The sequence below is a fragment of the Amycolatopsis acidiphila genome, assembly GCF_021391495.1.
Taxonomy (GTDB): domain Bacteria; phylum Actinomycetota; class Actinomycetes; order Mycobacteriales; family Pseudonocardiaceae; genus Amycolatopsis_E; species Amycolatopsis_E acidiphila.
In genome coordinates this window covers 285,592-305,909 of record NZ_CP090063.1, presented here as the reverse complement: position 1 = coordinate 305,909, position 20,318 = coordinate 285,592, and the positions used below count along the sequence as shown (strand labels likewise).

18 protein-coding genes, 2 tRNA genes and 1 pseudogene are annotated in these 20,318 nt (G+C 70.3%); 12 read left to right on the top strand and 9 right to left on the bottom strand.

The window, feature by feature from the left end:
• Positions 1-14: 14 nt before the first annotated feature.
• From LWP59_RS01560 to LWP59_RS01515, 10 genes are all read left to right on the top strand, one after another.
• Positions 15-743, top strand: coding sequence for an esterase/lipase family protein (locus tag LWP59_RS01560; RefSeq protein WP_229858249.1), 729 nt, complete (start codon positions 15-17; stop codon positions 741-743).
• Between the two features lie 136 nt (positions 744-879).
• Positions 880-1,146, top strand: coding sequence for a hypothetical protein (locus tag LWP59_RS01555; protein ID WP_186383014.1), 267 nt, complete (start codon positions 880-882; stop codon positions 1,144-1,146).
• 84 nt (positions 1,147-1,230) lie between these two features.
• Positions 1,231-2,049 (top strand): endonuclease/exonuclease/phosphatase family protein, encoded by an 819-nt coding sequence (locus LWP59_RS01550; protein ID WP_186383013.1) that lies wholly within the window; start codon positions 1,231-1,233, stop codon positions 2,047-2,049.
• Positions 2,046-3,437 (top strand): MBL fold metallo-hydrolase, encoded by a 1,392-nt coding sequence (locus tag LWP59_RS01545; protein WP_144632850.1) that lies wholly within the window; start codon positions 2,046-2,048, stop codon positions 3,435-3,437. Before LWP59_RS01550 ends, LWP59_RS01545 begins: the two co-directional genes overlap by 4 nt.
• 65 nt (positions 3,438-3,502) lie before the next feature.
• Entirely contained in the window at positions 3,503-4,621 is a 1,119-nt protein-coding gene (locus LWP59_RS01540) for an AI-2E family transporter (RefSeq protein ID WP_144632847.1), read from the top strand.
• Positions 4,622-4,642: 21 nt separating this feature from the next.
• Positions 4,643-4,729, top strand: a tRNA-Ser gene (locus LWP59_RS01535).
• 219 nt (positions 4,730-4,948) lie between these two features.
• A complete protein-coding gene (locus LWP59_RS01530; protein WP_144632844.1) occupies positions 4,949-5,209 on the top strand; it encodes a hypothetical protein in 261 nt (86 codons plus the stop codon).
• On the top strand, positions 5,210-5,458 hold the full coding sequence (locus LWP59_RS01525) for a hypothetical protein (RefSeq protein ID WP_144632841.1): 249 nt from the start codon (positions 5,210-5,212) through the stop codon (positions 5,456-5,458).
• Positions 5,458-8,166: an FtsK/SpoIIIE domain-containing protein gene (locus tag LWP59_RS01520; protein WP_144632839.1), complete on the top strand. Its 2,709-nt coding sequence runs from the start codon at positions 5,458-5,460 to the stop codon at positions 8,164-8,166. The genes LWP59_RS01525 and LWP59_RS01520 overlap by 1 nt, the downstream gene beginning before the upstream one ends.
• The gene (locus LWP59_RS01515; RefSeq protein WP_144632836.1) at positions 8,166-8,525 is read left to right on the top strand and encodes a hypothetical protein; all 360 of its coding nucleotides are present in this window, start codon (positions 8,166-8,168) and stop codon (positions 8,523-8,525) included. The genes LWP59_RS01520 and LWP59_RS01515 overlap by 1 nt, the downstream gene beginning before the upstream one ends.
• Positions 8,526-8,595: 70 nt before the next feature.
• Here LWP59_RS01515 and metH read toward each other — a convergent pair.
• The 4 genes and pseudogenes from metH to LWP59_RS01495 form a co-directional block, all read right to left on the bottom strand.
• Positions 8,596-12,029: pseudogene (metH, locus tag LWP59_RS01510) on the bottom strand (methionine synthase).
• Entirely contained in the window at positions 12,026-13,000 is a 975-nt protein-coding gene (locus LWP59_RS01505) for a carbohydrate kinase family protein (protein WP_144632833.1), read from the bottom strand. Before LWP59_RS01505 ends, metH begins: the two are co-directional and overlap by 4 nt.
• Before the next feature lie 3 nt (positions 13,001-13,003).
• Complete coding sequence (gene metK, locus LWP59_RS01500) at positions 13,004-14,209, bottom strand: methionine adenosyltransferase (protein ID WP_144632830.1); 1,206 nt, start codon at positions 14,207-14,209, stop codon at positions 13,004-13,006.
• A gap of 59 nt (positions 14,210-14,268) precedes the next feature.
• Positions 14,269-14,451 carry a hypothetical protein gene (locus LWP59_RS01495; protein ID WP_229858252.1) on the bottom strand — a complete coding sequence of 61 codons (183 nt, stop codon included), beginning with the start codon at positions 14,449-14,451 and terminating at the stop codon, positions 14,269-14,271.
• A gap of 86 nt (positions 14,452-14,537) precedes the next feature.
• Between LWP59_RS01495 and LWP59_RS01490 the strand changes: the two genes are divergently transcribed.
• The gene (locus LWP59_RS01490) at positions 14,538-14,771 is read left to right on the top strand and encodes a YbaB/EbfC family nucleoid-associated protein (protein WP_144632828.1); all 234 of its coding nucleotides are present in this window, start codon (positions 14,538-14,540) and stop codon (positions 14,769-14,771) included.
• On the opposite strand, the gene LWP59_RS01485 is transcribed toward LWP59_RS01490, so the two are convergent.
• From LWP59_RS01485 to LWP59_RS01465, 5 genes are all read right to left on the bottom strand, one after another.
• Positions 14,768-17,158, bottom strand: coding sequence for an endonuclease/exonuclease/phosphatase family protein (locus tag LWP59_RS01485; RefSeq protein WP_308431775.1), 2,391 nt, complete (start codon positions 17,156-17,158; stop codon positions 14,768-14,770). The two genes, LWP59_RS01490 and LWP59_RS01485, sit on opposite strands and share 4 nt — an antisense overlap.
• A 536-nt stretch (positions 17,159-17,694) precedes the next feature.
• Positions 17,695-17,784 (bottom strand) — tRNA-Ser (locus LWP59_RS01480).
• Between the two features lie 5 nt (positions 17,785-17,789).
• Entirely contained in the window at positions 17,790-18,020 is a 231-nt protein-coding gene (locus LWP59_RS01475) for a CsbD family protein (protein ID WP_186383012.1), read from the bottom strand.
• 46 nt (positions 18,021-18,066) lie between these two features.
• Positions 18,067-18,519: a nucleoside deaminase gene (locus LWP59_RS01470; protein ID WP_144632825.1), complete on the bottom strand. Its 453-nt coding sequence runs from the start codon at positions 18,517-18,519 to the stop codon at positions 18,067-18,069.
• The gene (locus LWP59_RS01465) at positions 18,519-19,001 is read right to left on the bottom strand and encodes a tRNA adenosine deaminase-associated protein (RefSeq protein WP_144632822.1); all 483 of its coding nucleotides are present in this window, start codon (positions 18,999-19,001) and stop codon (positions 18,519-18,521) included. Before LWP59_RS01465 ends, LWP59_RS01470 begins: the two co-directional genes overlap by 1 nt.
• 48 nt (positions 19,002-19,049) lie before the next feature.
• Between LWP59_RS01465 and LWP59_RS01460 the strand changes: the two genes are divergently transcribed.
• Positions 19,050-20,303 (top strand): M20 metallopeptidase family protein, encoded by a 1,254-nt coding sequence (locus tag LWP59_RS01460; protein WP_144632819.1) that lies wholly within the window; start codon positions 19,050-19,052, stop codon positions 20,301-20,303.
• Positions 20,304-20,318 lie beyond the last annotated feature (15 nt).

The following is a 20,318-nucleotide window of genomic DNA, read 5'->3' as shown; positions in this document are numbered from 1 at the left end:
GAGGTGAAGTGGAGATGCTGCGCAACATGGCCGTGGAACTCGCGAGCATGGTGAACCACCTGATGCGCTACCCCTCGGGCATCGGCCATCACTGGGCGATGACACAGCAGGCGCGGCGCCCGCTGGTGGTGCTCCCCGGCCTCGCGGACAACACCTCCGTCTTCACCGAGCTCAAAATCGCCCTGGAAGCCTGCGGAGCCGGGCCGGTCGTGTCGTTCAGCTACAGCCCCCTCGTGGGCAAGGTGCAGACGGCGGCCGCCCGGCTCGCGGACCAGATCGAGCAACTGTGCGTGATCAGCGGCGAGCAGCAGGTCGACCTGGTGGGGCACAGCCTCGGTGGTCTGATCGCTCGTTACTACGTACAGCGACTCGGCGGGCATACGCGCGTCGAGACGGCGGTGACGATCGGGACGCCACACGGCGGCACGATCGCGGCCCGGCTGCCCTCGCCGTTGCCGTTGGTCCGGCAGCTGCGACCGGGCAGCGACCTGCTCACCGAACTGGCCGGGCCCGCGCCCGGCTGCACGACCAGGTTCGTCGCCTACGCCGGCGACACCGACCAGGTGGTCCTGCCCAGCCGCAACGGCCTGATCGACCATCCGGAACTGGACGTGCGCAACGTCGTCGTGCCGGGCGCCGGACATCTCGCGCTCGCGGTGCATCACCAGGTCATCAGCGAGATCTGTGCGCTGTTCCGGCCGCGGGATAACGTCGAAGACATACCGGCTCAGCGGTCGGCCTGATTGACACCACGATCCGGTGAGACCTAATCTTTTCGATATATGAACTCGGCGTACCGGCAAATGAAACACAAGTCGACGCGTCAGTGACCCGACCAACGCTCGTTCTGGCCACTGCGAGTAACGGAGGTGGTCGGCGATGAGCCCAGTTCCTTCGGACCTGCCACAGCGGGCCCTGGCGATGCTCCGAGCGGCCGCGAATGGTCGCGCCGAGATGACCTGCAGCTGCGAGCCGGACCTGTTCATCGACGGGCTCGCCTGTTGCGACCAGGTCACGGCCCGGTTCCTCGCGCACGCGAACCTGATCTGCCCCGCGCGCCCCGGCGCCATCGGGCAACGGGTCCCCGTCCGGCTCACCCCGGCCGGGCATAGCGCGCTGACGGTCGAGCCACTGGAAGCCGCTTAATTCACTAGATGGAATCGTAGTTACGAAAAATGCTAGCCTCGACAGGCCGGTGAGACGACAGACCTGCGAGGAGTTGGCGCCACCGTGAGCCTGACGCTACGAGTCCTGACTCTCAACCTCTGGAACCTCGAAGGTGAGCCGGGTCGCCAATCCCTCCTGCGGGACGCGATCCACGATCTGCGGCCGGACCTGTTGTCCCTGCAGGAGGTCGCGCGCACCTCCGAACGCGACCAGCTGGCCGGCCTGCTCGACGGCACGGGGCTGCACGGCATCCATCAACTCGAGGTGCTCGACGCGCATCCGGCCGCAGCGCGTGCCGGCACCGCGCTGGCTTCCCGTTGGAAACCAACGGAAGTCGAGGCCATCGCCCTACCACGGGCCCTCGGCGCCGAATGCGCGATCGCCGCGACCATTCGCCTGCCGAACGGCCAGGACCTGGTGTTCGTGGCGGCGAAACCCACCTGGCGGTTGGACGCCGAGGCCGCCCGGCTCGCCCAGGTGAAGGCCATCGCGGAGCTCGACGCGAAACTGCGCCGGGCGGTGCCGACGATCATCGCCGGTGACTTCGACGCCACCCCGGACGCCGACAGCATGCGCTACCTCGCAGGCCGGGCGGTGAGCGAGGGCACCAGCGTGCACTACCACGACAGCTGGACCGTGGCCGGTGACGGCGGCCCCGGCTACACGTGGACCAGTGAGAACCCACTCGCGCTACCCGTCGTCGAGGAGGCCGTCGGGCAGCTTCCGCACGCGCGGCGCATCGACTACGTCCTCGTCGGCTCCCGTCACCACCACCCGGACGTGAGCGCGAAGATCCTGCGCAGCCAAGTCGTGCTGACCGCTCCGCCCGTGAGCGACCACTACGGCGTCCTCGCCGAGATAGAGGTGGCGGTCCTGCGGTGAAGCCCGTACTCGCGTTCGACTGGCACGGCACTCTCGTCGCAGACGTCCATCGTGCCGCCGGAGCGACGGCGGCCGTCCTCGCGAAACACGGGCACGCCGGCCTCGACATCGCGTCCTTCCGCGCCGCGTTCCGCCTGCCACTGGCCGACTTCTTCACGGACATGGCCGTGCCGCCCGAACTGATCGACGAAACGATCGAGCTGCGGAACGCCGAAATGGCCCGGTCCGCCCCAGTCCCTTCGCCGGGCGCCGCGCAACTGCTGCGGCAAGCGCGCTCGGCGGGCTGGCGCACGGCTGTCGTCACCGCCGCGGGCGCCCGATCCCTCGATCGTGACCTGCAGTACCTCGGCTGGACCAGCTTGATCGACACGATCCACAGCGACGTCGCGGACAAGTCCGTGACACTTCGCGAGCTGGCCGAGACCGGGCCGGTGACCTACGTGGGCGATACGGAGTACGACATCGCCGCGGCCACGCGGGCATGCGCGACGGCCATCGCCTACACCGCCGGGTACCGTCCCGCATCGGCGCTGCTCTGCGCCGGTCCTGCCGCGACGATCGACGATTTCGACGCGCTGGCAACGCTTCTCGCCGCGCCCGACTACGTCAAGCGGCACGCGCCGCAGCTGTCGGTGCTCTTCTCAACCGCCGGGCGCAGCTCCGGATACCTGCTGCACGCCCCGTCCGGGCTAGTGCTGATCGACTGTGGTCCCGGCGTCGTCAGCGCGCTCGACCGCGCCGGGCAGCTGCCGGACATCCGCGCCGTCGTCATCACCCACGCGCACGCCGACCACAGCCTCGACGTGACAGCTTTTGCTTACGCCGCACAGTATCCCACTCCTCAGTACAGCCGGCCGACGCTGCTGGCACCGGCACACACGCTCGACCTGTTCGACGAGCTCGACCGGTTGTACCGCGTTCCCTCGATCGAAAGCCTGACCAGTCCGATCGCGCACGCCTTCGAGGCGAAAGCGCTTCCCATGGACGGCACGACCGGAATCGCCCTGCTGCCGGGGGTCCCGGTGTTCTCGTATCCGGCTCGGCATGCCGTTCCCTCGGCGGCACTGCGGTTCCAGCTGCCCGACGCGGCGGTCGCCTTCTCCTCCGACACCGGTCCCACCGACGCGGTGGTCGCCGCGGCGACCGACTCGACGGTCTTCGTCTGCGAAGCGACTTACCCGGACAAGCCCCCGGCGCGGGACGAGCAGGGTCATCTCAGCGCCGGGCAGGCCGGCCGGCTCGCGGAACGGGCCGGCGCCGAAACGCTGCTGCTGGCGCACATGACGAATCCCGCGAACAGCCTCGCCACGATCGAGCAAGCACGCCGCTTCTACGACAACTCGCTGGCGGTGGCGACCACCGGCACCACATTGTCACTGAGCACCTGAGGACAGCACCCGCTCGGGTGAGGGTCGCTCAGTTTCTCGGGGTGGCCAGCGGGAACCCGTGTTCCATGGGGGCGTTCAGGCAGCTCAGGGATCCCGTCGAGGACGCGGACACCAAGGCCGGGCAGCTCCGCGATCGCGAGCAGCCGCTCGGCCCGCTGGGGGTGCCGTTCGATCGGCGGTCGCCGTTCTTCGTGGGCATGGCGATCGCCGCGGGGATGGCTGTCACGGCAGGCGGGGTGTGGCTGCTGTTCCTCACCGGTGGGACGCTCGTGCTCATCGGGGTCGCGCTGTTCATCGCCGTCGGGCTGGAGCCGGTCGTCGGGTGGCTCGCGGACCATTGCTTTCCCCGAGCGGTCGCCGTCGCGCTCGTGATGGTCGCGTCGCTCGCCGCGGTGGCCGGCCTGCTCGCCGCGCTCATCCCGCCGCTGATCGAGCAGACCACGCGGTTCGTCGACAAGGCGCCCGAATACCTGCGTCAGCTCGGCGACCACAGCTCGACCCTCGGCCGCCTCGACGACCGCTTCCAGCTGCAGCAACGCGCCACGGCCGCGCTGAAGAACCCCGACCTGCTCACCGGGCTCGTCGGCGGCGGCAAGGCGCTGCTCGGCACCCTCACCGATGTCGTCGTCGTCTTCGTGCTCACGGTCTACTTCCTCGCGAACTTCCCCAAGATCCGCGCCGCGGTGTACCGGTTCGTGCCGCACAGCAGGCGGCCGCGCGTCATCCTGATCGGCGACGAGATCATCGCGAAGGTCGGCTGGTACGTGCTGGGCAACATCGCCGTCTCCGCGATCGCCTCGGCCACCGCGTTCGTCTGGCTGCTGGTCTTCGACGTGCCCTACCCGGTGCTGCTCGCGCTGCTGTTCGGCGTGCTCGACCTCGTCCCCGTCATCGGCTCGACGGTCGGCAGCCTCGTCCTGTGCCTGATGGCGCTGACCGTGTCCGTCCCCGCCTGCCTCGCGACCGCCGGGTTCGCCGTCGTCTACCGCGTGCTCGAGGACTACGTGCTGGTGCCCAAGATCATCGGACGGGTCGTGCGGGTGCCCGCGTTGGTCACCGTGCTGGCGGTCCTGCTCGGCGGGGTGCTGCTCGGGGTCGTCGGCGCGCTGGTCGCGATTCCGCTGGCCGCGGCCGTGCTGCTCATCCTGCGCGAGGTGACCTTCCCCCGTCTCGACCGCGCCTGAGGCCCGTGTAGGCTCTTCGGCGGAGGATTGGCCGAGCGGCCTAAGGCGCACGATTGGAAATCGTGTTGGGTGTAACAGCCCTCACGGGTTCGAATCCCGTATCCTCCGCTCTCTTGCAGACAGAACGCCGGGTGGCTCGACGCGCCCGGCGTTCTGTCGTTGGCGGGTCGGCGGCCCCGGTAGTTCTTCACCCGAACAGCGGGCTAATTCGCAACCTGTCACCTGATCGGCCTAGTGCGATCAGCCTCGGCACCTACCGATAGTTTTACGAGGGTCGTCACCAACGGCGACCACGCAAGCTCGACAGACCGAGGAGAACCCGCGCCGATGGCCGGAGTGGAAGAGATCCGTGCTGGGATCGCGATGGCGAACGAGAAGTGCAACGCCAGCGTCGCCGCCCTGCAACAGGCCGCCCAGGCACTCGAGGAGGCCCAGCAGATCCTCGGCCAGGTCACGTCCGGCAGCACCCAGCCGGAGGTGACCCAGGCCCACGGTCTGCTCGCCGAAGCCGTCCAGGGCATCACCGGCCAGCAGAGCACCATCCAGGCCGCCGTGTCGTCGGCCGAGTCCTACTCCGCCCGGCTGTAGATGTACTCCCTGGGCGAGCTCCACGCGCAGCTCGGCGCTTTCCGTGCGAAACTGGCTGAAGCAACCGGTCACACCAACCGTGCGGTGGAGCTGCTGGATGAGGCACGCGAAACGATCGTCACGGCCTTCGAACAGGCGGAGCCGTGGCTACCGCCCCAACTCGCCCTCGCCGAGGACCGGCTGCGCCAGGACGCCGGGCGGCTCGCGGCGGCCGACGAACTGGTGAGCGGCTACCAGGCAAGCCTGTAATGAAGTTCGCGAAGTCCAGTGACCAGCGCGGCCGGGTCCTGACCGCGCTCGGCAACATGCGCCAGCAGCTCGGCCTCGTGCTCGGCGCGGCCCAGTCCGCCCGGGCCGCGGCCGAGGCCGAGCTGGACCGGTTGCGGCTGGAGCAGCGGATCGTCCACGCCGGCATCGGCAAGGCGGATCCCGAGGACCTCCGCCACCCCGCGCTGGCGAGCGTTCGCGAGCAGCTGAACGCCGTGCAGGCCGCGTTCTACGCCGAGGCCGCCACGGTTCCCGGCCGCCTGCGCCAGCTGGTCGCCGACACCGCACCGGGCGCCGCGAGCCGTCCGCCGAGCGACTGGCTCGGCCGCGTCGGGACCGGCACGCTGAAGGTGCCGCCGCTGTGGCGCATCGGCTCGTCCACAGTGGACTCCACAGGTCCGTTCCCGGTCGCGGTGCCGCTGCTGGACGAGTCGCACCTGGCCGTCACCACCGCGCCGAAGACGCGCGCGGCGGCCGAAGCCCTGGTCGAAGCCCTGCTCCTGCGCGTGCTCAGCAGCATGGAGCCCGGCGCCGTCCGGGTGCACCTGTGGGACGTCGGCCAGCTCACGGCCGTCCTGCCCAACCTGTATCCGCTCAGCCGCACCAGCGCGGTGACCGTCTACGACCCCGCCCGCCTCGACGACCTGCTCGAGGAGCTCGCCGGGTACGTCCGCCGCACGCACGCGCAGACCATGCAGGCCGGGCACCACTCCTTGCGCAGCATGCGCGAAGCGCTCGGGCAGCGCACCGAACCGTGGCGCATCGTCGTGTTCTTCGGCAATGGCGAGGACTGGACCCGCGAGCAGCTGCGTGAGCTCAAGCGCATCGCCGGCGGTGCGCTCGCGGCCGGGATCTCGCTGATCGGGATCGACCTGCCGACGATGTTCGGCGGCGGGGTCGAGAACATCCGGCTGCTCGACGAGCAGCACGCGGTGACCAGCATGACCGGGCCGGACATCCTCGTGGACCTCGACCCGCCGATCCCGGCCGGCGAGGTCAGCGGCGCGGCGAGCAGGCTCGCCGAGGCGCTCATCGCCAAACAGGGCGGGCCGCGCTCGTTCAACGACCTGCTGCCGGCCGAGCTGGGTCAGGAGAGCTCCGCGAAGGAACTGCGGGCGCCCGTCGGGTTCTTCGAGGGCGACCCGGTCGAGGTGGTCATCGGGGACGGCACCCCGCACGCGTTGATCGGCGGGCCCAGCGGCTCGGGCAAGACGAACTTCCTGTACGCGCTGCTCGGGAGCCTCGCCGCCCGGTATCCGCCGGACGAGCTGGCGCTGTACCTGCTGGACTTCAAGGAGGGCGTGTCCTTCGCGGGCCTCGCACCCGGCCGCCGCGACGCGAGCTGGCTGCCGCACGCCCGGCTCATCGGGGTCAACGTCAACACCGACCGCGAGTTCGGGCTGGCCCTGCTGCGGTTCCTCGCCGACGAGCTGCGGCGCAGGTCGGCTGCGGCGAAGGAACACGAGGTCACCGACCTGGCCGAGCTGCGTCGGCAGGACCCGGCGGGACACTGGCCGCGGATCGTCGCGGTGATCGACGAGTTCCAGTACCTCTTCGCCGGGCGCGACACGGTGACCAACCAGGCGACCGCGCTGCTGGAGGACATCGCCCGCCGCGGCCGCGCCCAGGGCATCCACCTGATCCTGGCGAGCCAGGACATCGCCGGGATCGACGCGTTCTGGGGCAAGCCCGCGGTGTTCGAGCAGTGCACGCTGCGGATCGCGATGCCGAAGGCGCGACGGGTGCTGGCCGAGACGAACAACGCGGCGGTGGCGGCACCGAAGTGGCACGCGGTCGTCAACCACGACTCGGGCGTCGCGCACGGCAACCAGCTCGCGCATGTGCCCGACGCCAGCAGCCGGGACATCTTCTCGTCGCTGCAACGGAAACTGTGGGAGCTCTACGCCGACGAGCACCAGCGCCCGCGGCTGTTCGACGGCGCGCACTCGCCGATCCTCGAGCACATCCCGGCGTTCGCCGCGCTCACCCCCGGCGGCCGCCCGCGGGCGCTGCTGGGCCAGTCGATCGACGTCGAGGACACGGCGTGCGCGGCGGACCTGTTCAACGCGCCGGGCCGGAACCTGGCGGTGCTGGGCACCGCGGCCGCCGAAGCACTGTCCATCATGGACGCCGGGGGGAAGTCGCTCGCCCGGCAGTACCAGCCGCACGAGGTCGAGTTCCTGGTGTGCTGCCTGGTCGACCGCTGCGCCCCGGCAGTGGATCACCTGGTGCAGACGCTGAAGGCCGAGGGGCACCTGGTCGAGATGCTGCACGAGGAGGAGCTCGGGGCGCGCATGCTCAAGCTCGTCGAGGAGCCGTCGGATCGGGCGCGGATACTGCTGCTCTACGGCGTCGACGCGGTGTTGCCGCTGCTCGAGGCGAAGAAACCGGGTGAGCTGAAGAGCGGGCTGGACCATTTCCGGGCCGTGCTCAAGCAGGGGCCGACGAGGAACGTGCACACGCTCGGCTGGTGGCGCAGCACCGCGCGGCTGAAGGACACGCTGGGCTTCGGCGGCACCGACGACATCGGCGCGTGGGCCGCGCTCGACGTGCAGGGCAGCGAGCTGAGCCAGTTCGCGGCGGGACAGGTCGTGCACTGGTCGCCGCGGCCGGGGCGGGCACTGTTCTTCGACCGCAGCACGCACGTCTCACCGGAAGTGATGATTCCCTTCGACCGTCCGGAGTTCTGATGGAATCCGCCGCGATGCGCTACAAGGAGATCGTCGGGCTGGCCGCCAGTGCGGCCGACGAGCTGCGGGCCTGGGAGCTGCGGCGGGTGCAGGAGCTGGAGAGCGAGATCCTGGCCGCGGAGCAGGCGGTGGCGGAGGCGGCCCAGCGCGAGCAGCGGACGGCGCAGGTGGCGCACAACTGGTGGCGCATGGCGGCGGACAACGTCTCGCGGCTGACGTGGCTGGAGCTCGCGGAGGGCCCCACACCGGCGGCCAACGCCCGGGCCGCGTGGCTGGACCGGTACCTGAACGAGCTGAAGCCGATGTACCAGGAGCTGGTGGACTCGGTACTGTCGCTGGGGTGGCGGGCGCGGCGTTGAGGTTTCGAGCCAGGTGACGGGTTGGCGGCCGGTGCCGGTCGCCGTGCGTGCCGCCGGTTCGAGCCGCAACTCAGGTGTTGAAGTACTTCGCCTCCGGGTGGTGGGTCACGATGGCGTCGGTGGACTGCTCGGGATGCAGCTGGAACTCCTCCGACAGGGTGACGCCGATGCGCTCCGGCTCCAGTAGGGCCACGATCTTCGCCCGGTCCTCCAGGTCGGGGCACGCGCCGTAGCCCAGGGAGAACCTCGCGCCCCGGTAGCCCAGCTTGAAGTACTCCTCCACCGTCGCCGGGTCCTGATCCGCGATCCGCAGCTCCTGGCGCACCCGCCGGTGCCAGTACTCCGCCAGGGCTTCCGTCAACTGCACACCCAACCCGTGGATCTCCAGGTAGTCCCGGTACGCGTCGCGCTCGAACAGCGTCGCCGCGAAGTCCGCGATCGGCCGGCCCATGGTGACGATCTGCAGCGGCACCACATCGACCTCGCCGGAGGACTGCGGGCGGAAGAAGTCCGCCAGACACAACCGCCGGTTGCGGGCCTGCCGCGGGAACGTGAACCGGCAGCGCTCGTCGCCCTCGGAGCCGAGCACCACCAGGTCGTCTCCGGACGCGACACACCGGAAGTAGCCGTACACGACGGCCGCGTGCGCGAGGATGCCGCGCGTGGTCAGCTCGTTCATCCAGTACCGCAGCCGCGGCCGGCCTTCCGCCGCCACCAGCTCCTCGTACGACGGGCCCGTGCGCCCGGCCTTCAGCCCCCACTGCCCGAGGAACAACGCCCGCTCGTCCAGGAACGGCGTGTACTCCCCCAGCGGCACCCCCTTCACGACCCGGCTGCCCCAGAACGGCGGCGACGGCAACGGCACGTCCGTCGCGACATCCGAACGGCCCGACCCCGCCTCCACCGGACGCGCGATCCGGGAACGCCGGGCCTTGCGCTCCGCGGCCTTCGCCTCCTCCGCCGGCGAAGGCCCCTCGCCCGCCATGATGTGATCCATCCACCGCAGGCCCTCGAACGCGTCGCGCGCGTAGCGCACCTGGCCCTGGTACACGTCGGCCAGGTCGTTCTCCACGTAGGACCGCGTCAGCGCCGCGCCACCCAGCAGCACCGGCCACCGCGAGGCGACCCCGCGCGAGTTCATCTCCTCCAGGTTCTCCTTCATGATCACCGTGGACTTGACGAGCAGCCCGGACATGCCGATCGCGTCGGCCTGCTTGTCCTCCGCGGCCGCCAGGATCGCCGAGATCGGCTGCTTGATCCCGAGGTTGACCACCTCGTAGCCGTTGTTGGACAGGATGATGTCGACCAGGTTCTTGCCGATGTCGTGCACGTCGCCCTTCACCGTGGCGAGCACGATCCGGCCCTTGCCGCCGGACCCGTCGCCCGCCATGTGCGGCTCCAGGTACGCCACCGCGGCCTTCATCGTCTCGGCCGACTGCAGCACGAACGGCAGCTGCATCTGCCCCGAGCCGAACAGCTCGCCGACCGTCTTCATGCCCGACAACAGGGTGCCGTTGATGATTTCCAGCGGCGGTCGCTCGGCCATCGCCGCGTCGAGGTCCGCCTCCAGGCCGTTGCGTTCGCCGTCGACGATGCGCCGCGCCAGCCGCTCGAACAGCGGCAGCCACGCCAGTTCCTCCGCTCGGGTCGCCCTCGACGAGGCCGTCGAGACCCCGTCGAACAGCTCCATCAGCCGCTGCAATGGGTCGTACCCTTCGCGGCGCCGGTCGTAGACGAGGTCGAGCGCGACCCGCTGGTGCTCCTCGGGGATCTGCGCCATCGGCAGGATCTTCGACGCGTGCACGATCGCCGTGTCGAGCCCCGCCTGGACGCATTCGTGCAGGAACACCGAGTTCAGCACCTGCCGCGCGGCCGGGTTCAGCCCGAACGACACGTTGGACACGCCTAGCGTCGTCTGCACCCGCGGACAGCGTTCCTTCAGCGCACGGATCGCCTCGATCGTCTCGGCCGCGTCGCGGCGGACCTCCTCCTGACCGGTGGAGATCGGGAACGTCAGGCAGTCGACGATGATGTCGTCGACCAGCATGCCCCAGTTGGTCGTCAGGTCCTCGATCAGCCGGGTGGCGACCCGCAGCTTCCACGCCGCGGTGCGGGCCTGCCCGTCCTCGTCGATGCACAGCGCGACCACCGCTGCGCCGTGCTCCCGCGCCAGTCGCATGACCTGCACGAACCGTGAGTCCGGCCCGTCGCCGTCCTCGTAGTTGACCGAGTTGATCGCACACCGGCCGCCGAGGTGCTCGAGGCCGGTGCGCAGTACCCCGGGGTCGGTCGAGTCCAGCATGACCGGCAACGTCGAGGCCGTCCGAACCGGCCGGCCAGCTCGGCCATGTCCGCGGCGCCGTCGCGGCCCACGTAGTCCACGCACAGGTCCAGCATGTGCGCGCCGTCGCGGATCTGCGCCTTCGCGATCTCGACGCAGTCGTCGTAGCGCGAAGCGACCATCGCCTCGCGGAACTTCTTCGAGCCGTTGGCGTTGGTGCGCTCGCCGATCATCAGCACGGACGCATCCTGCGCGAACGGCACCGGCTGGTACGTCGAGGACAGGCCGGGCTGCGGCACCGGAACCGGTGCGCCGCAAGGCACTTCGCGCACCGCGGCGACGACCTGCCGGATGTGCTCGGCGGTCGTACCGCAGCAGCCGCCGACCAGGCGTGCGCCGTAGCGGGACACGAACTCCGCCAGCGCCCCGGCCAGCTCCTCCGGGCTCAACCGGTACTCCGCCCCGTTCGCCCCCAGCTCCGGCAGGCCCGCGTTCGGCATCACCGACAGCGGGATCCGCGACCGCTGCGACAGGGTCCGCAGGTGCTCGCCCATCTCCGCAGGCCCGGTCGCACAGTTCATCCCGATCAGGTCGATACCCAGCGGTTCCAGCGCGGACAGGGCGGCGCCGATCTCGCTGCCGAGCAGCATCGTGCCCGTCGTCTGGACGGTCACCTGCGCGATGACCGGAACCATGCGGCCTTCGAGTGCCATCGCGCGGTGCGCCGCGAGCACCGCCGCCTTGGTCTGCAGGAGGTCCTGGCAGGTCTCGATGATCACGGCGTCCGCGCCGCCCGCGAGCAGGCCGCGAACTTGTTCGGCGTAGGCGTCGCGGAGCTTCGCGAACGGCGCGTGCCCCAGGGTCGGCAGCTTCGTGCCCGGGCCGACCGAGCCCAGCACGAACCGGTCGCCGAACTCGTCCGCGGTCTCGCGTGCCAGCCGCGCGCCGGTCTCGGCGAGTTCGAAGATCCGGTCGGCGATGTCGTATTCGGCCAGGTTCGCCCAGTTCGCGCCGAACGTGTTCGTCTCGATCGCGTCCGCCCCGGCTTCGAGGTAGCCGCGGTGCACCTGGCGGACGACGTCCGGCCGGGTGACGTTCAGGATCTCGTTGCAGCCTTCGAGACCGGCGAAATCGTCGAGGGACAACGGGACCGACTGCAGCATCGTGCCCATCGCACCGTCGGCGACCAGTACCCGGTCCGCGAGCGCGTCCAGCAGGTTCATATCCGCAACTTCGCTTCGATGTCAGCGGCGGCGGCCGAGCCGTAGGCCCGCGCCACCCGGTCCGAAAAGGACTGTCGAGTCAGCCGGTACTCCTGTGTGCCGACGGTTTCCAGCGCGATCGCCGCCAGCGTGCAGCCCGCCTGCGCCGAGCGCTCCAGCGACAACCGCGCGTGCCTCCCCCACAGGAAACCCGCGCGGAACGCGTCCCCGATACCCGTCGGGTCCGCCTCCTGCTTGACCGGAACCGCGGGCACCGTAAGGGAAACACCACAGCCCTCGATCCGCACACCGTCGGCGCCCTGGGTCTGCACCCACCAGCGGACGCGATCCCGCACGTCCTCGGCCGACCAACCGGTGCTCTTCAGCAGCAACGCGGTCTCGTACTCGTTGGTGAACAGGTAGGACGCGCCGTCGACGAGCTTGCGGACCTCGGGCCCGCCCATCCGGGCCAGCTGCTGCGACGGGTCCGCGGCGAAGGCGAACCCACGCTGCCGGCACTCCTCGGTGTGCCGGACCATCGCGACGGGGTCGTTCGGCGCGATCAGCACGAGGTCGAGTCCGCCTGCCCGGTCCGCGACCGGAGCCAGCCGGATCTCCCGCGCCTCCTCCATCGCCCCGGCGTAGAACGACGCGATCTGGTTCTGGTCCTCGTCGGTGGTGCACAGGAACCGTGACGTGTGGCGGGTTTCCGAGACCCGCACGGACTTCGTGTCGACCCCGTGCCGCTCCAGCCACGAGCGGTAGTCGGCGAAGTCCGCGCCGACCGCGCCCACCAGGATCGGGGACAGGCCGAGAACACCGAGGCCGAACGAGATGTTCGCCGCCACCCCGCCGCGACGGACGTCGAGCTGGTCGACCAGGAAGGACAGTGACACCTTGTCCAGCCGGTCCGCCACGAGCTGTTCGGTGAACCGGCCGGGGAACACCATCAGGTGGTCGGTCGCGATCGATCCCGTCACGGCGATCCGCATGGCCTACGCCAGGTTCTTCAGCGCGCCGGCCCGGTCCGTCCGCTCCCATGGCAGGTCCAGGTCCGCGCGGCCGAAATGTCCGTACGACGCCGTCTGCGCGTAGATCGGGCGCAGCAGGTCGAGGTCGCGGATGATCGCCGCCGGACGCAGGTCGAACACCTCGGTGATGGCGGCCTGGATCTTCAGCGGGTCCAGGTGCTCGGTGCCGAACGTCTCCACGAACAGGCCCACCGGAGCGGCCTTGCCGATGGCGTACGCCACCTGGATCTCGGCGCGGTCCGCGAGCCCCGCGGCGACCACGTTCTTCGCGACCCAGCGCATCGCGTAGGCGGCGGAACGGTCCACCTTGGACGGATCCTTGCCCGAAAAGGCACCGCCACCGTGCCGCGCCATACCGCCGTAGGTGTCGACGATGATCTTGCGCCCGGTCAGGCCGGCATCGCCCATCGGGCCGCCGATCACGAACCGCCCGGTCGGGTTGACGAGCACCCTCGGGTCCTCGGCGGCCAGGCCGAGCGAGGCGGTCTCCGGCGTGATGACGTGCTCACGCAGGTCGTGGGCCAGCATCGTGTCCAGGTCGATGCCCTCGGCGTGCTGGCTGGAGATGACCACGGTGTCCAGCCGGACCGGCCGGTCACCGGCGTACTCGATGGTCACCTGGGTCTTGCCGTCGGGCCGCAGGTACGGCACGGTGCCGTTCTTGCGGACCTCGGTCAGCCGCCGCGCGAGCCGGTGCGCCAGCGCGATCGGCAGCGGCATCAGCTCGGGCGTGTCGGAGCAGGCGTAGCCGAACATGAGCCCCTGGTCGCCGGCGCCCTGCCGGTCGATCTCGTCCGTGTCGTCCCCAGGCCGCGTGCCGACTCGCGACTCGTATGCGGCGTCCACACCCTGCGCGATGTCCGGCGACTGGGAGCCGATCGCGACGTTCACCCCGCAGGAAGCGCCATCGAACCCCTTCGCCGAGGAGTCGTAGCCGATGTCGAGGATCTTGTGCCGCACCAGGGCCGGAACGTCCACATAGGCCTCGGTCGTCACCTCGCCGGCGACGTGCACCTGCCCCGTGGTGATCAGCGACTCGACCGCGACCCGACTGCGGGGATCGGCCGCGAGCAGCGCGTCCAGGATGGTGTCGCTGATCGCGTCGCACATCTTGTCAGGGTGTCCCTCGGTCACCGACTCGCTGGTGAACAATCGCCGGTTTGCAGTCACGGTGCCGTCTCCTCAAGCGCAGGTGCAGTCGCTCAAGGATCGGCGGTGGCGCAGACTTGTTACACCGTCCCACCTGCTGGACGCAGCCAGCTGTCCGGTTCGAGCGTGTCCTTCTCCTGCTCGACCGGCATCGCGACATACGCGCGAACCCAGCCGGATTCGGCGCGGATCGCAGCCGGCACCGCGGGTGCGATCCGGCGGCGGGACAGGTGCTCGGCTCGCGCGCGTGTCCAGCTCATCATCGTGGGACGGGTGAAGGAGCGCCGCGGTTCCCGGAACCGCGGAAGGTTTCCCACCGTCGTAGGGACCGGAGTGAAAGGGGGACGCGATGGAGTGCGAGCCGAAACCACTGGCGCGGCGCCGGCAACGCGAGCAGCGCATCACGGTGGCACAGGACGACTGGGGTCTGGTCGAGGTCGGGGTGACCAGAACCGGCGAGATCGTCGAGGTGGCGATCAACACAGCGCTGGTGGACAAGGTCGAGCCCGCCGACCTCGCGGAGGCGATGCTGCAGGCGGCCCGGGCTGCCCAGCACCGGGCCACCTACCTGCACTCGGTTTAACCGCGGGGGCGGAACCGGACGATCTGCGGGTCGTGGTCGGAAGCCTGCGTGGCGAACTCGGCGTTGATGTGCACGACGTCGTAGTCCATGCCGCGCGGGTCCTGCGCGGTCAGGATGTGGTCGAGCACCTGGGAGTTGCCCTCGTAGACGTAGCTGTAGCGCTCGCGGGCCGGCAGCGTGTTGATCAGGTCGGTCAGCTTGCCGCCCGCGGTGAGCGTCCGCAGCGCCGGCGAGAACTGGTAGTCGTTCAGGTCACCGGCCACGATCACGTTCGCCTTGCGGTCCGCGGCGAGCAGCTGGTCGACGAACCCGCGCAGCACCTGCGCCTGCTTTCCGCGCTGCACCTCGGAACTGCGCGTCGGCGGCTGGTAGCGGCCGTGCGTCGGCTGGTCGCCGCCCTTGGAGTTGAAGTGGTTCGCGATCACGAACACCGTGCGGCCGCGGAACACGAACTCGCCCGCCAGCGGCTTGCGGCTGTCCTGCCACGCCTCGTTCGTCGGGTCGACGCGGCCCGGCGAGACGGACAGGTGCGCCTTGTTGTGGTCCTTCACCACGGACACCGCGGTGGTCTCGTCCCCGCCTGGACGATCTACAAAGGACACCCGATTCGGGTTGAACAGGAAGCCGACGCGAATGTTGCCGCCCGGCTCGCCGCCGTCGGTTCCCTCCTGCGGATCGATCTCGCGCCACTGGTAGCGCGGACCGCCCGCCGCGACGATGGCGTCGGTGAACTTCTGCAGCGTCTGGTCGGCCGCGACAACGCCGTCACCGTTGCCGTCGGCGCCGTTGTTGTCCTGGATCTCCTCCAGGGTCACGATGTCCGGCGAGGACAGGTTGTCGACGATCCCGCGGGCCAACTGGTCGAACTTGTCCTCGGTGTCCACAGCGGAGAGGTTTTCGACGTTGTAGGTGGCCACCGCGAGCTCGTCCGGACGCTGCTTGCGGGTGACCTCCTTGGTGATGCCGCCACTGCGGACGCCGCCGAGGACACTCGCCTCGAGCGTGTAGCCGCCGAAGGAGTCGTACTCGACCGGGCCCGCGGTGACGCCGGTGAGCGTGTCGCCGGTGTTGACCACCGGGAACGGCCGCTCCGCGAACGGGACCAGCGACTCGACCTTCAACACGCCCGTGTTGGACTGGTCGTATCCCGTGTAGATCGTGCCGCCGCGAGGGGTCGGGTTCTGCTTCGGCTTCGTCGTCACGTACAGCTCGTCGTACGCCGTGGTCGGGCCGACGACACGCGCGTTGCTGACGCTGACGATCTCGCCTTCGTGGGCCTCCCAGAAGTCGAGGGAGTACTTGGCGGGCTCCAGCGGGAGACTTTCGATGTTGCCGCCCGGCTGTGGCGCCAGTGCATCCGGCACGGTGGTGGGGGTGAGCACCGTCGGCGCGGGCAGAGCGTTTCCGCTCGACTCGATGGTCCACTGTGGACCGGTGAGCTCGGTGGTGGACTGGTAGGTCGAGTCGGTCGGGCTGTCCGGGTAGTACTCGCTGACGGTGCCGCTCACCGTCACGGCGTCACCCGCGGCGACGGCCGGAGTGCTGGACCCGGTGAACACGAACAGGCCCTCGCTGGTGCGCGGGTCGCTGTCGGGGTGGGTGTCGGTGAACCAGAAGCCGCGGGAGGACCCGAAGGCGCGGATCGCGGTGACGACGCCCGTGACGCCGGCGACCTTTTGACCCTTCAGCGGCGAAATCCGCGTGGTGCCCTGGATGTCGTGGATCTTCGCGGCGACCGGCGGGATGCCGCCGCCCGCGGTCTCGCCCTTGCCGTTGGTCGGCGTGGGGGTGCCGGTGGCGAAGTCGGCGGCGTTGTCGTCGGTGTCGCCGCTCGTGCGGGCGATCGAGGTGGTGTTGCTCGCGGCGGGGGCGGGGTTCGTCTCGCGCACGGTCGCGGCGCCGTAGCCCACGAGGTCGTGGACGGCCACGTCGGCGGCGCAGTCGGCCGCGGTGAGGCAGGTCAGGGCGGTCGTGGCGTGCACGAGCGCGACCGTGCCGGCCCCGGCGGCCATCGCGATGCCGCCGCTCGCGTCGGGCGTCGGCAGGGCGACGGTGCCACCCGATCCGGTGGACTCGGCCACGAGGTACCGCGCGCCGGCGGCGACGCTGCCGGTGAGCGGCGTGACCTGCCACTTGCTCGACGCGCTCGGGGCGGCGGGCAGGTACTGGACGCTCCATCCGTCGAGGCTCACCGCGGCGGTGCCCGCGTTGGTCAGCTCGATGAAGTCGCTGGTCAGCGTCGCGCCCGAGTTACCGCCGCCGCCGTAGACCTCGCCGATGAGCGCGTCCGCGCTGGGTGCGGCGAGCGCGGCGGGTGCGGCTGGAGCGCAGACGACCAGCCCGGCGACGGCCACGACAGCTAGCACGCCCGTTCTACGAGAGATCACCCTCAGTTCCCCTCAGTCTCGATCGATCGAGGCATCCTCCCTCCAACCGGTGAGACAGGGGAAGACCTGAACGTAACAACTGGTAACGGTTGGGTTCGCCCAGGTCAGGGCAGTGCAGATGCCCGACTTTGGTCGGTTGTGCCGGGCGGCACGAGCAGTTCCAGCCATGGATGCCCGGTGCCCGTCAGGGGCTGATCGCACCCGCTGCGCCGAGGTGAGTACGGGCAGCGCCAGCGCGAGGTCGTACTCGTCCTTCGGACGAGCTTCCAGCTGCCCGTCGGGTCCATCGTCGCTAGCAGGCAAGCATCTTCTGGATCGCCTGACGCGTGACTCCCAGCTCACGCGCGACGAGTGTGACAACCCCTGGCGTCAACGGACATCGGCTACACCAAGGGCTGTTCGGCGACGAGTGCCGAGCTTCGTCCTCACCCAGCACATCGACGGCGGTGCTACCCGGCCGCGGTTCGTCACCGACGTCGAATCCTGCGCCACAACGACAGAAACGCCGGCTCCCCTTGGCGGGAAACCGGCGTTCGTGGCGGTAGCGGTGGGATTTGAACCCACGGACGGGATCAACCGTCACACGATTTCGAGTCGTGCTCCTTCGGCCGCTCGGACACGCTACCGCCGACTAGGGTACTGCACCGCGTCCGCGAGCTTCACCGAGGGCGCGTCGAGCGGGTGCCGAACCGGCGCCGGGCCAGTCGCGGACCTCGTTCGTGGTCTCCCGGACACTGCCGACCATCCGGTCCCGCCGCCCCGACGCGGCGAGCCTGCGGTTGCCGGTGTTCAGACCGATTCGCTCCTTCGCCGTGCCGACCAGCTGCTGCGACCTACTCTGCGCACGTTTGAACACACTCATGAGTCCTCCTTCCGACCTGCTGTCGGTTACCCCGGGGACTGCGTCGTCACACTTCCCGGTGATCCGTGAAGAAGGCTTCGAGCAGGGCGGCGCACTCGTCCTCGAGCACTCCACCGATGACCTCGGGCCGGTGGTTGAGCCGCCGGTCCCGCACCACGTCCCACAGCGAGCCGACCGCACCCGTCCGCGGCTCCCACGCCCCGAACACCACCCGTGCCACCCGCGCGAGGACGAGCGCGCCGGCGCACATCGTGCACGGCTCGACGGTCACCGCGAGCGTGCAGCCTTCGAGCCGCCACCCGTCGCCGTGCACGCGGGCCGCTTCGCGCAGCGCGAGCACTTCTGCGTGGGCCGTGGGGTCGCCGAGCTCCTCGCGGGCGTTGTGGGCGGACGCCAGCAAAACCCCGTCGGGGCCGAAGACCGCCGCACCGATGGGCACGTCCGGCCCGGACTCGCGGGCGGCGGCGAGCGCGGCCCGCACCAGAGCCGCGTGGTCCATCAGATCTCGTCGAGCAGCGCGGCGAACTCGTCGCCGAACCCGCAACGCTGCGCGATCATCTGGAGCTGCTCGTCCGGGTACAGGTCGACCTCGCCAGCGATGACCTCGAGCTCGGGCGCGGGCAGGCCGACGTCCGCGAGGATCTCCAGGTCGCCCTCGGGCCAGATCGAGTCGTCGTCCTCGTCCGGCGCCTCGACCCGCAGTACGTCGAGCACGTCCGCGGCGATGTCGTAGTCCAGCGCCGCCGCCGCGTCCGACAACAGCAGCGACGGGCCACGCGGGCTCGGCCGGACGATCACGAAGAACTCGTCGTCGACGGCGAGCAGCGCGAAGACCGCCCCCGTCGAGCGCAGCTTCCCCAGTGCCGTGATCGCCGCGTCCAGGTTGGTCAGCGCGTCCACGTCCAACGCGCTGCATCGCCACTTGCCGTCCTCCCGGACGACAGCCACGGCGAACCCCGCGACCGGCTCCTTCACCGACATGCGCACACCGTATACCTGCGGTGGAGGACCATGGGCCACTATCGATACATGAGCGGACCCACCGAGCTGCCCTCGTTGCCCGACGCCCGGTTCGCCGGGCTGCTGGCCGAGGCGCGCACGTTGCAGGCGACCACCGTCGAGCTGCGGCGCGAGATCCACCGGCATCCCGAACGCGGCCTCGACCTGCCGCGCACCCAGGCGGCGATCCAGCGGGCCCTCGACGATCTGCCGCTGGAGGTGCGGCCCGGCAGGTCCACCACCGCGCTCACCGCCGTGCTGCGCGGCGCGCGGCCCGGGCCGTCGGTGCTGCTGCGCGGCGACATGGACGCGCTGCCGTTGCAGGAGGACGCCGGCCTCGAGTTCGCTTCACTCGAACCGGGGACGATGCACGCCTGCGGGCACGACACGCACGTGGCGATGCTCGCGTCGGCCGCGCGGCTGCTCGCGGCGCACGTGGAGGAGCTCGCCGGCTCGGTCGTGTTCATGTTCCAGCCCGGTGAGGAGGGCTTCCACGGGGCGCGGCACATGATCCACGAAGGGGTGCTGGACGCGGCGGGCGAGCGGGTCGAGCGCGCGTTCGGGCTGCACGTGTCGGCGAACATCGTCTCCGGCCAGCTGCAGACCCGGCCCGGGCCGATGATGGCCTCGACGGACAACTTCTTCGTGCGCGTGATCGGCAAGGGCGGGCACGGCTCAGCCCCGCACCACGCGATCGACCCGGTGCCGGCCGCGGCGGCGATGGTCGGCGCGCTGCAGACGATGATCACCCGGCGGGTCAGCGTGTTCGACCCGGCCGTGCTGTCGGTGACCCGGATCGCGAGCGGCACGACGACGAACATCATCCCGGAGACCGCCGAACTCGAAGGCACCTTCCGGACGCTGTCGGAGAGCAGCCGGGCGCTGGTGCGCGAGGAGCTGCCGAAGGTGTGCGAGGCGGTCGGCGCGGCGCACGGCTGCCGGGTCCAGGTCGACGTCGAGCCCGGCTACCCGGTGACCGCGAACGACCCGGTGGAGGCCGGCCGGGTGCTCGCGCTGGGCCGCGAGGTGCTGGGTGCGGAGCAGTCGGTCCCGATGCCCGCGCCGATGATGGGCGGCGAGGACTTCTCCTACGTGCTGCAGCGGGTTCCGGGCGCGTTCGCGTTCCTCGGCACCTGCCCGCCGGGCACCGACCCGAGTGAGGCCGCGGCCAACCACTCCAACCGCGTGCTGCATGACGAAAGCGCTTTCCCGTCCGGCGTCGCGATGTATGCGGCGGTCGCGCTGGACGCGTTGCGTGCGCCACAGCAATCACTGGCAGGATGACGCCCCGTGCGAGAC

Excerpts from the sequence above, each read along its gene's own strand:
- LWP59_RS01505 (WP_144632833.1), bottom strand. The coding sequence starts at position 13,000 with ATGCGGATCGCCGTGACGGGATCGATCGCGACCGACCACCTGATGGTG.
- LWP59_RS01490 (WP_144632828.1), top strand. The coding sequence starts at position 14,538 with ATGGAGTGCGAGCCGAAACCACTGGCGCGGCGCCGGCAACGCGAGCAG.
- LWP59_RS01530 (WP_144632844.1), top strand. The coding sequence starts at position 4,949 with ATGGCCGGAGTGGAAGAGATCCGTGCTGGGATCGCGATGGCGAACGAG.
- LWP59_RS01475 (WP_186383012.1), bottom strand. The coding sequence starts at position 18,020 with ATGAGTGTGTTCAAACGTGCGCAGAGTAGGTCGCAGCAGCTGGTCGGC.
- LWP59_RS01520 (WP_144632839.1), top strand. The coding sequence starts at position 5,458 with ATGAAGTTCGCGAAGTCCAGTGACCAGCGCGGCCGGGTCCTGACCGCG.
- LWP59_RS01540 (WP_144632847.1), top strand. The coding sequence starts at position 3,503 with ATGGGGGCGTTCAGGCAGCTCAGGGATCCCGTCGAGGACGCGGACACC.
- LWP59_RS01555 (WP_186383014.1), top strand. The coding sequence starts at position 880 with ATGAGCCCAGTTCCTTCGGACCTGCCACAGCGGGCCCTGGCGATGCTC.
- LWP59_RS01460 (WP_144632819.1), top strand. The coding sequence starts at position 19,050 with ATGAGCGGACCCACCGAGCTGCCCTCGTTGCCCGACGCCCGGTTCGCC.
- LWP59_RS01495 (WP_229858252.1), bottom strand. The coding sequence starts at position 14,451 with ATGATGAGCTGGACACGCGCGCGAGCCGAGCACCTGTCCCGCCGCCGG.
- LWP59_RS01470 (WP_144632825.1), bottom strand. The coding sequence starts at position 18,519 with ATGGACCACGCGGCTCTGGTGCGGGCCGCGCTCGCCGCCGCCCGCGAG.
- LWP59_RS01515 (WP_144632836.1), top strand. The coding sequence starts at position 8,166 with ATGGAATCCGCCGCGATGCGCTACAAGGAGATCGTCGGGCTGGCCGCC.
- LWP59_RS01465 (WP_144632822.1), bottom strand. The coding sequence starts at position 19,001 with ATGTCGGTGAAGGAGCCGGTCGCGGGGTTCGCCGTGGCTGTCGTCCGG.
- LWP59_RS01525 (WP_144632841.1), top strand. The coding sequence starts at position 5,210 with ATGTACTCCCTGGGCGAGCTCCACGCGCAGCTCGGCGCTTTCCGTGCG.
- LWP59_RS01560 (WP_229858249.1), top strand. The coding sequence starts at position 15 with ATGCTGCGCAACATGGCCGTGGAACTCGCGAGCATGGTGAACCACCTG.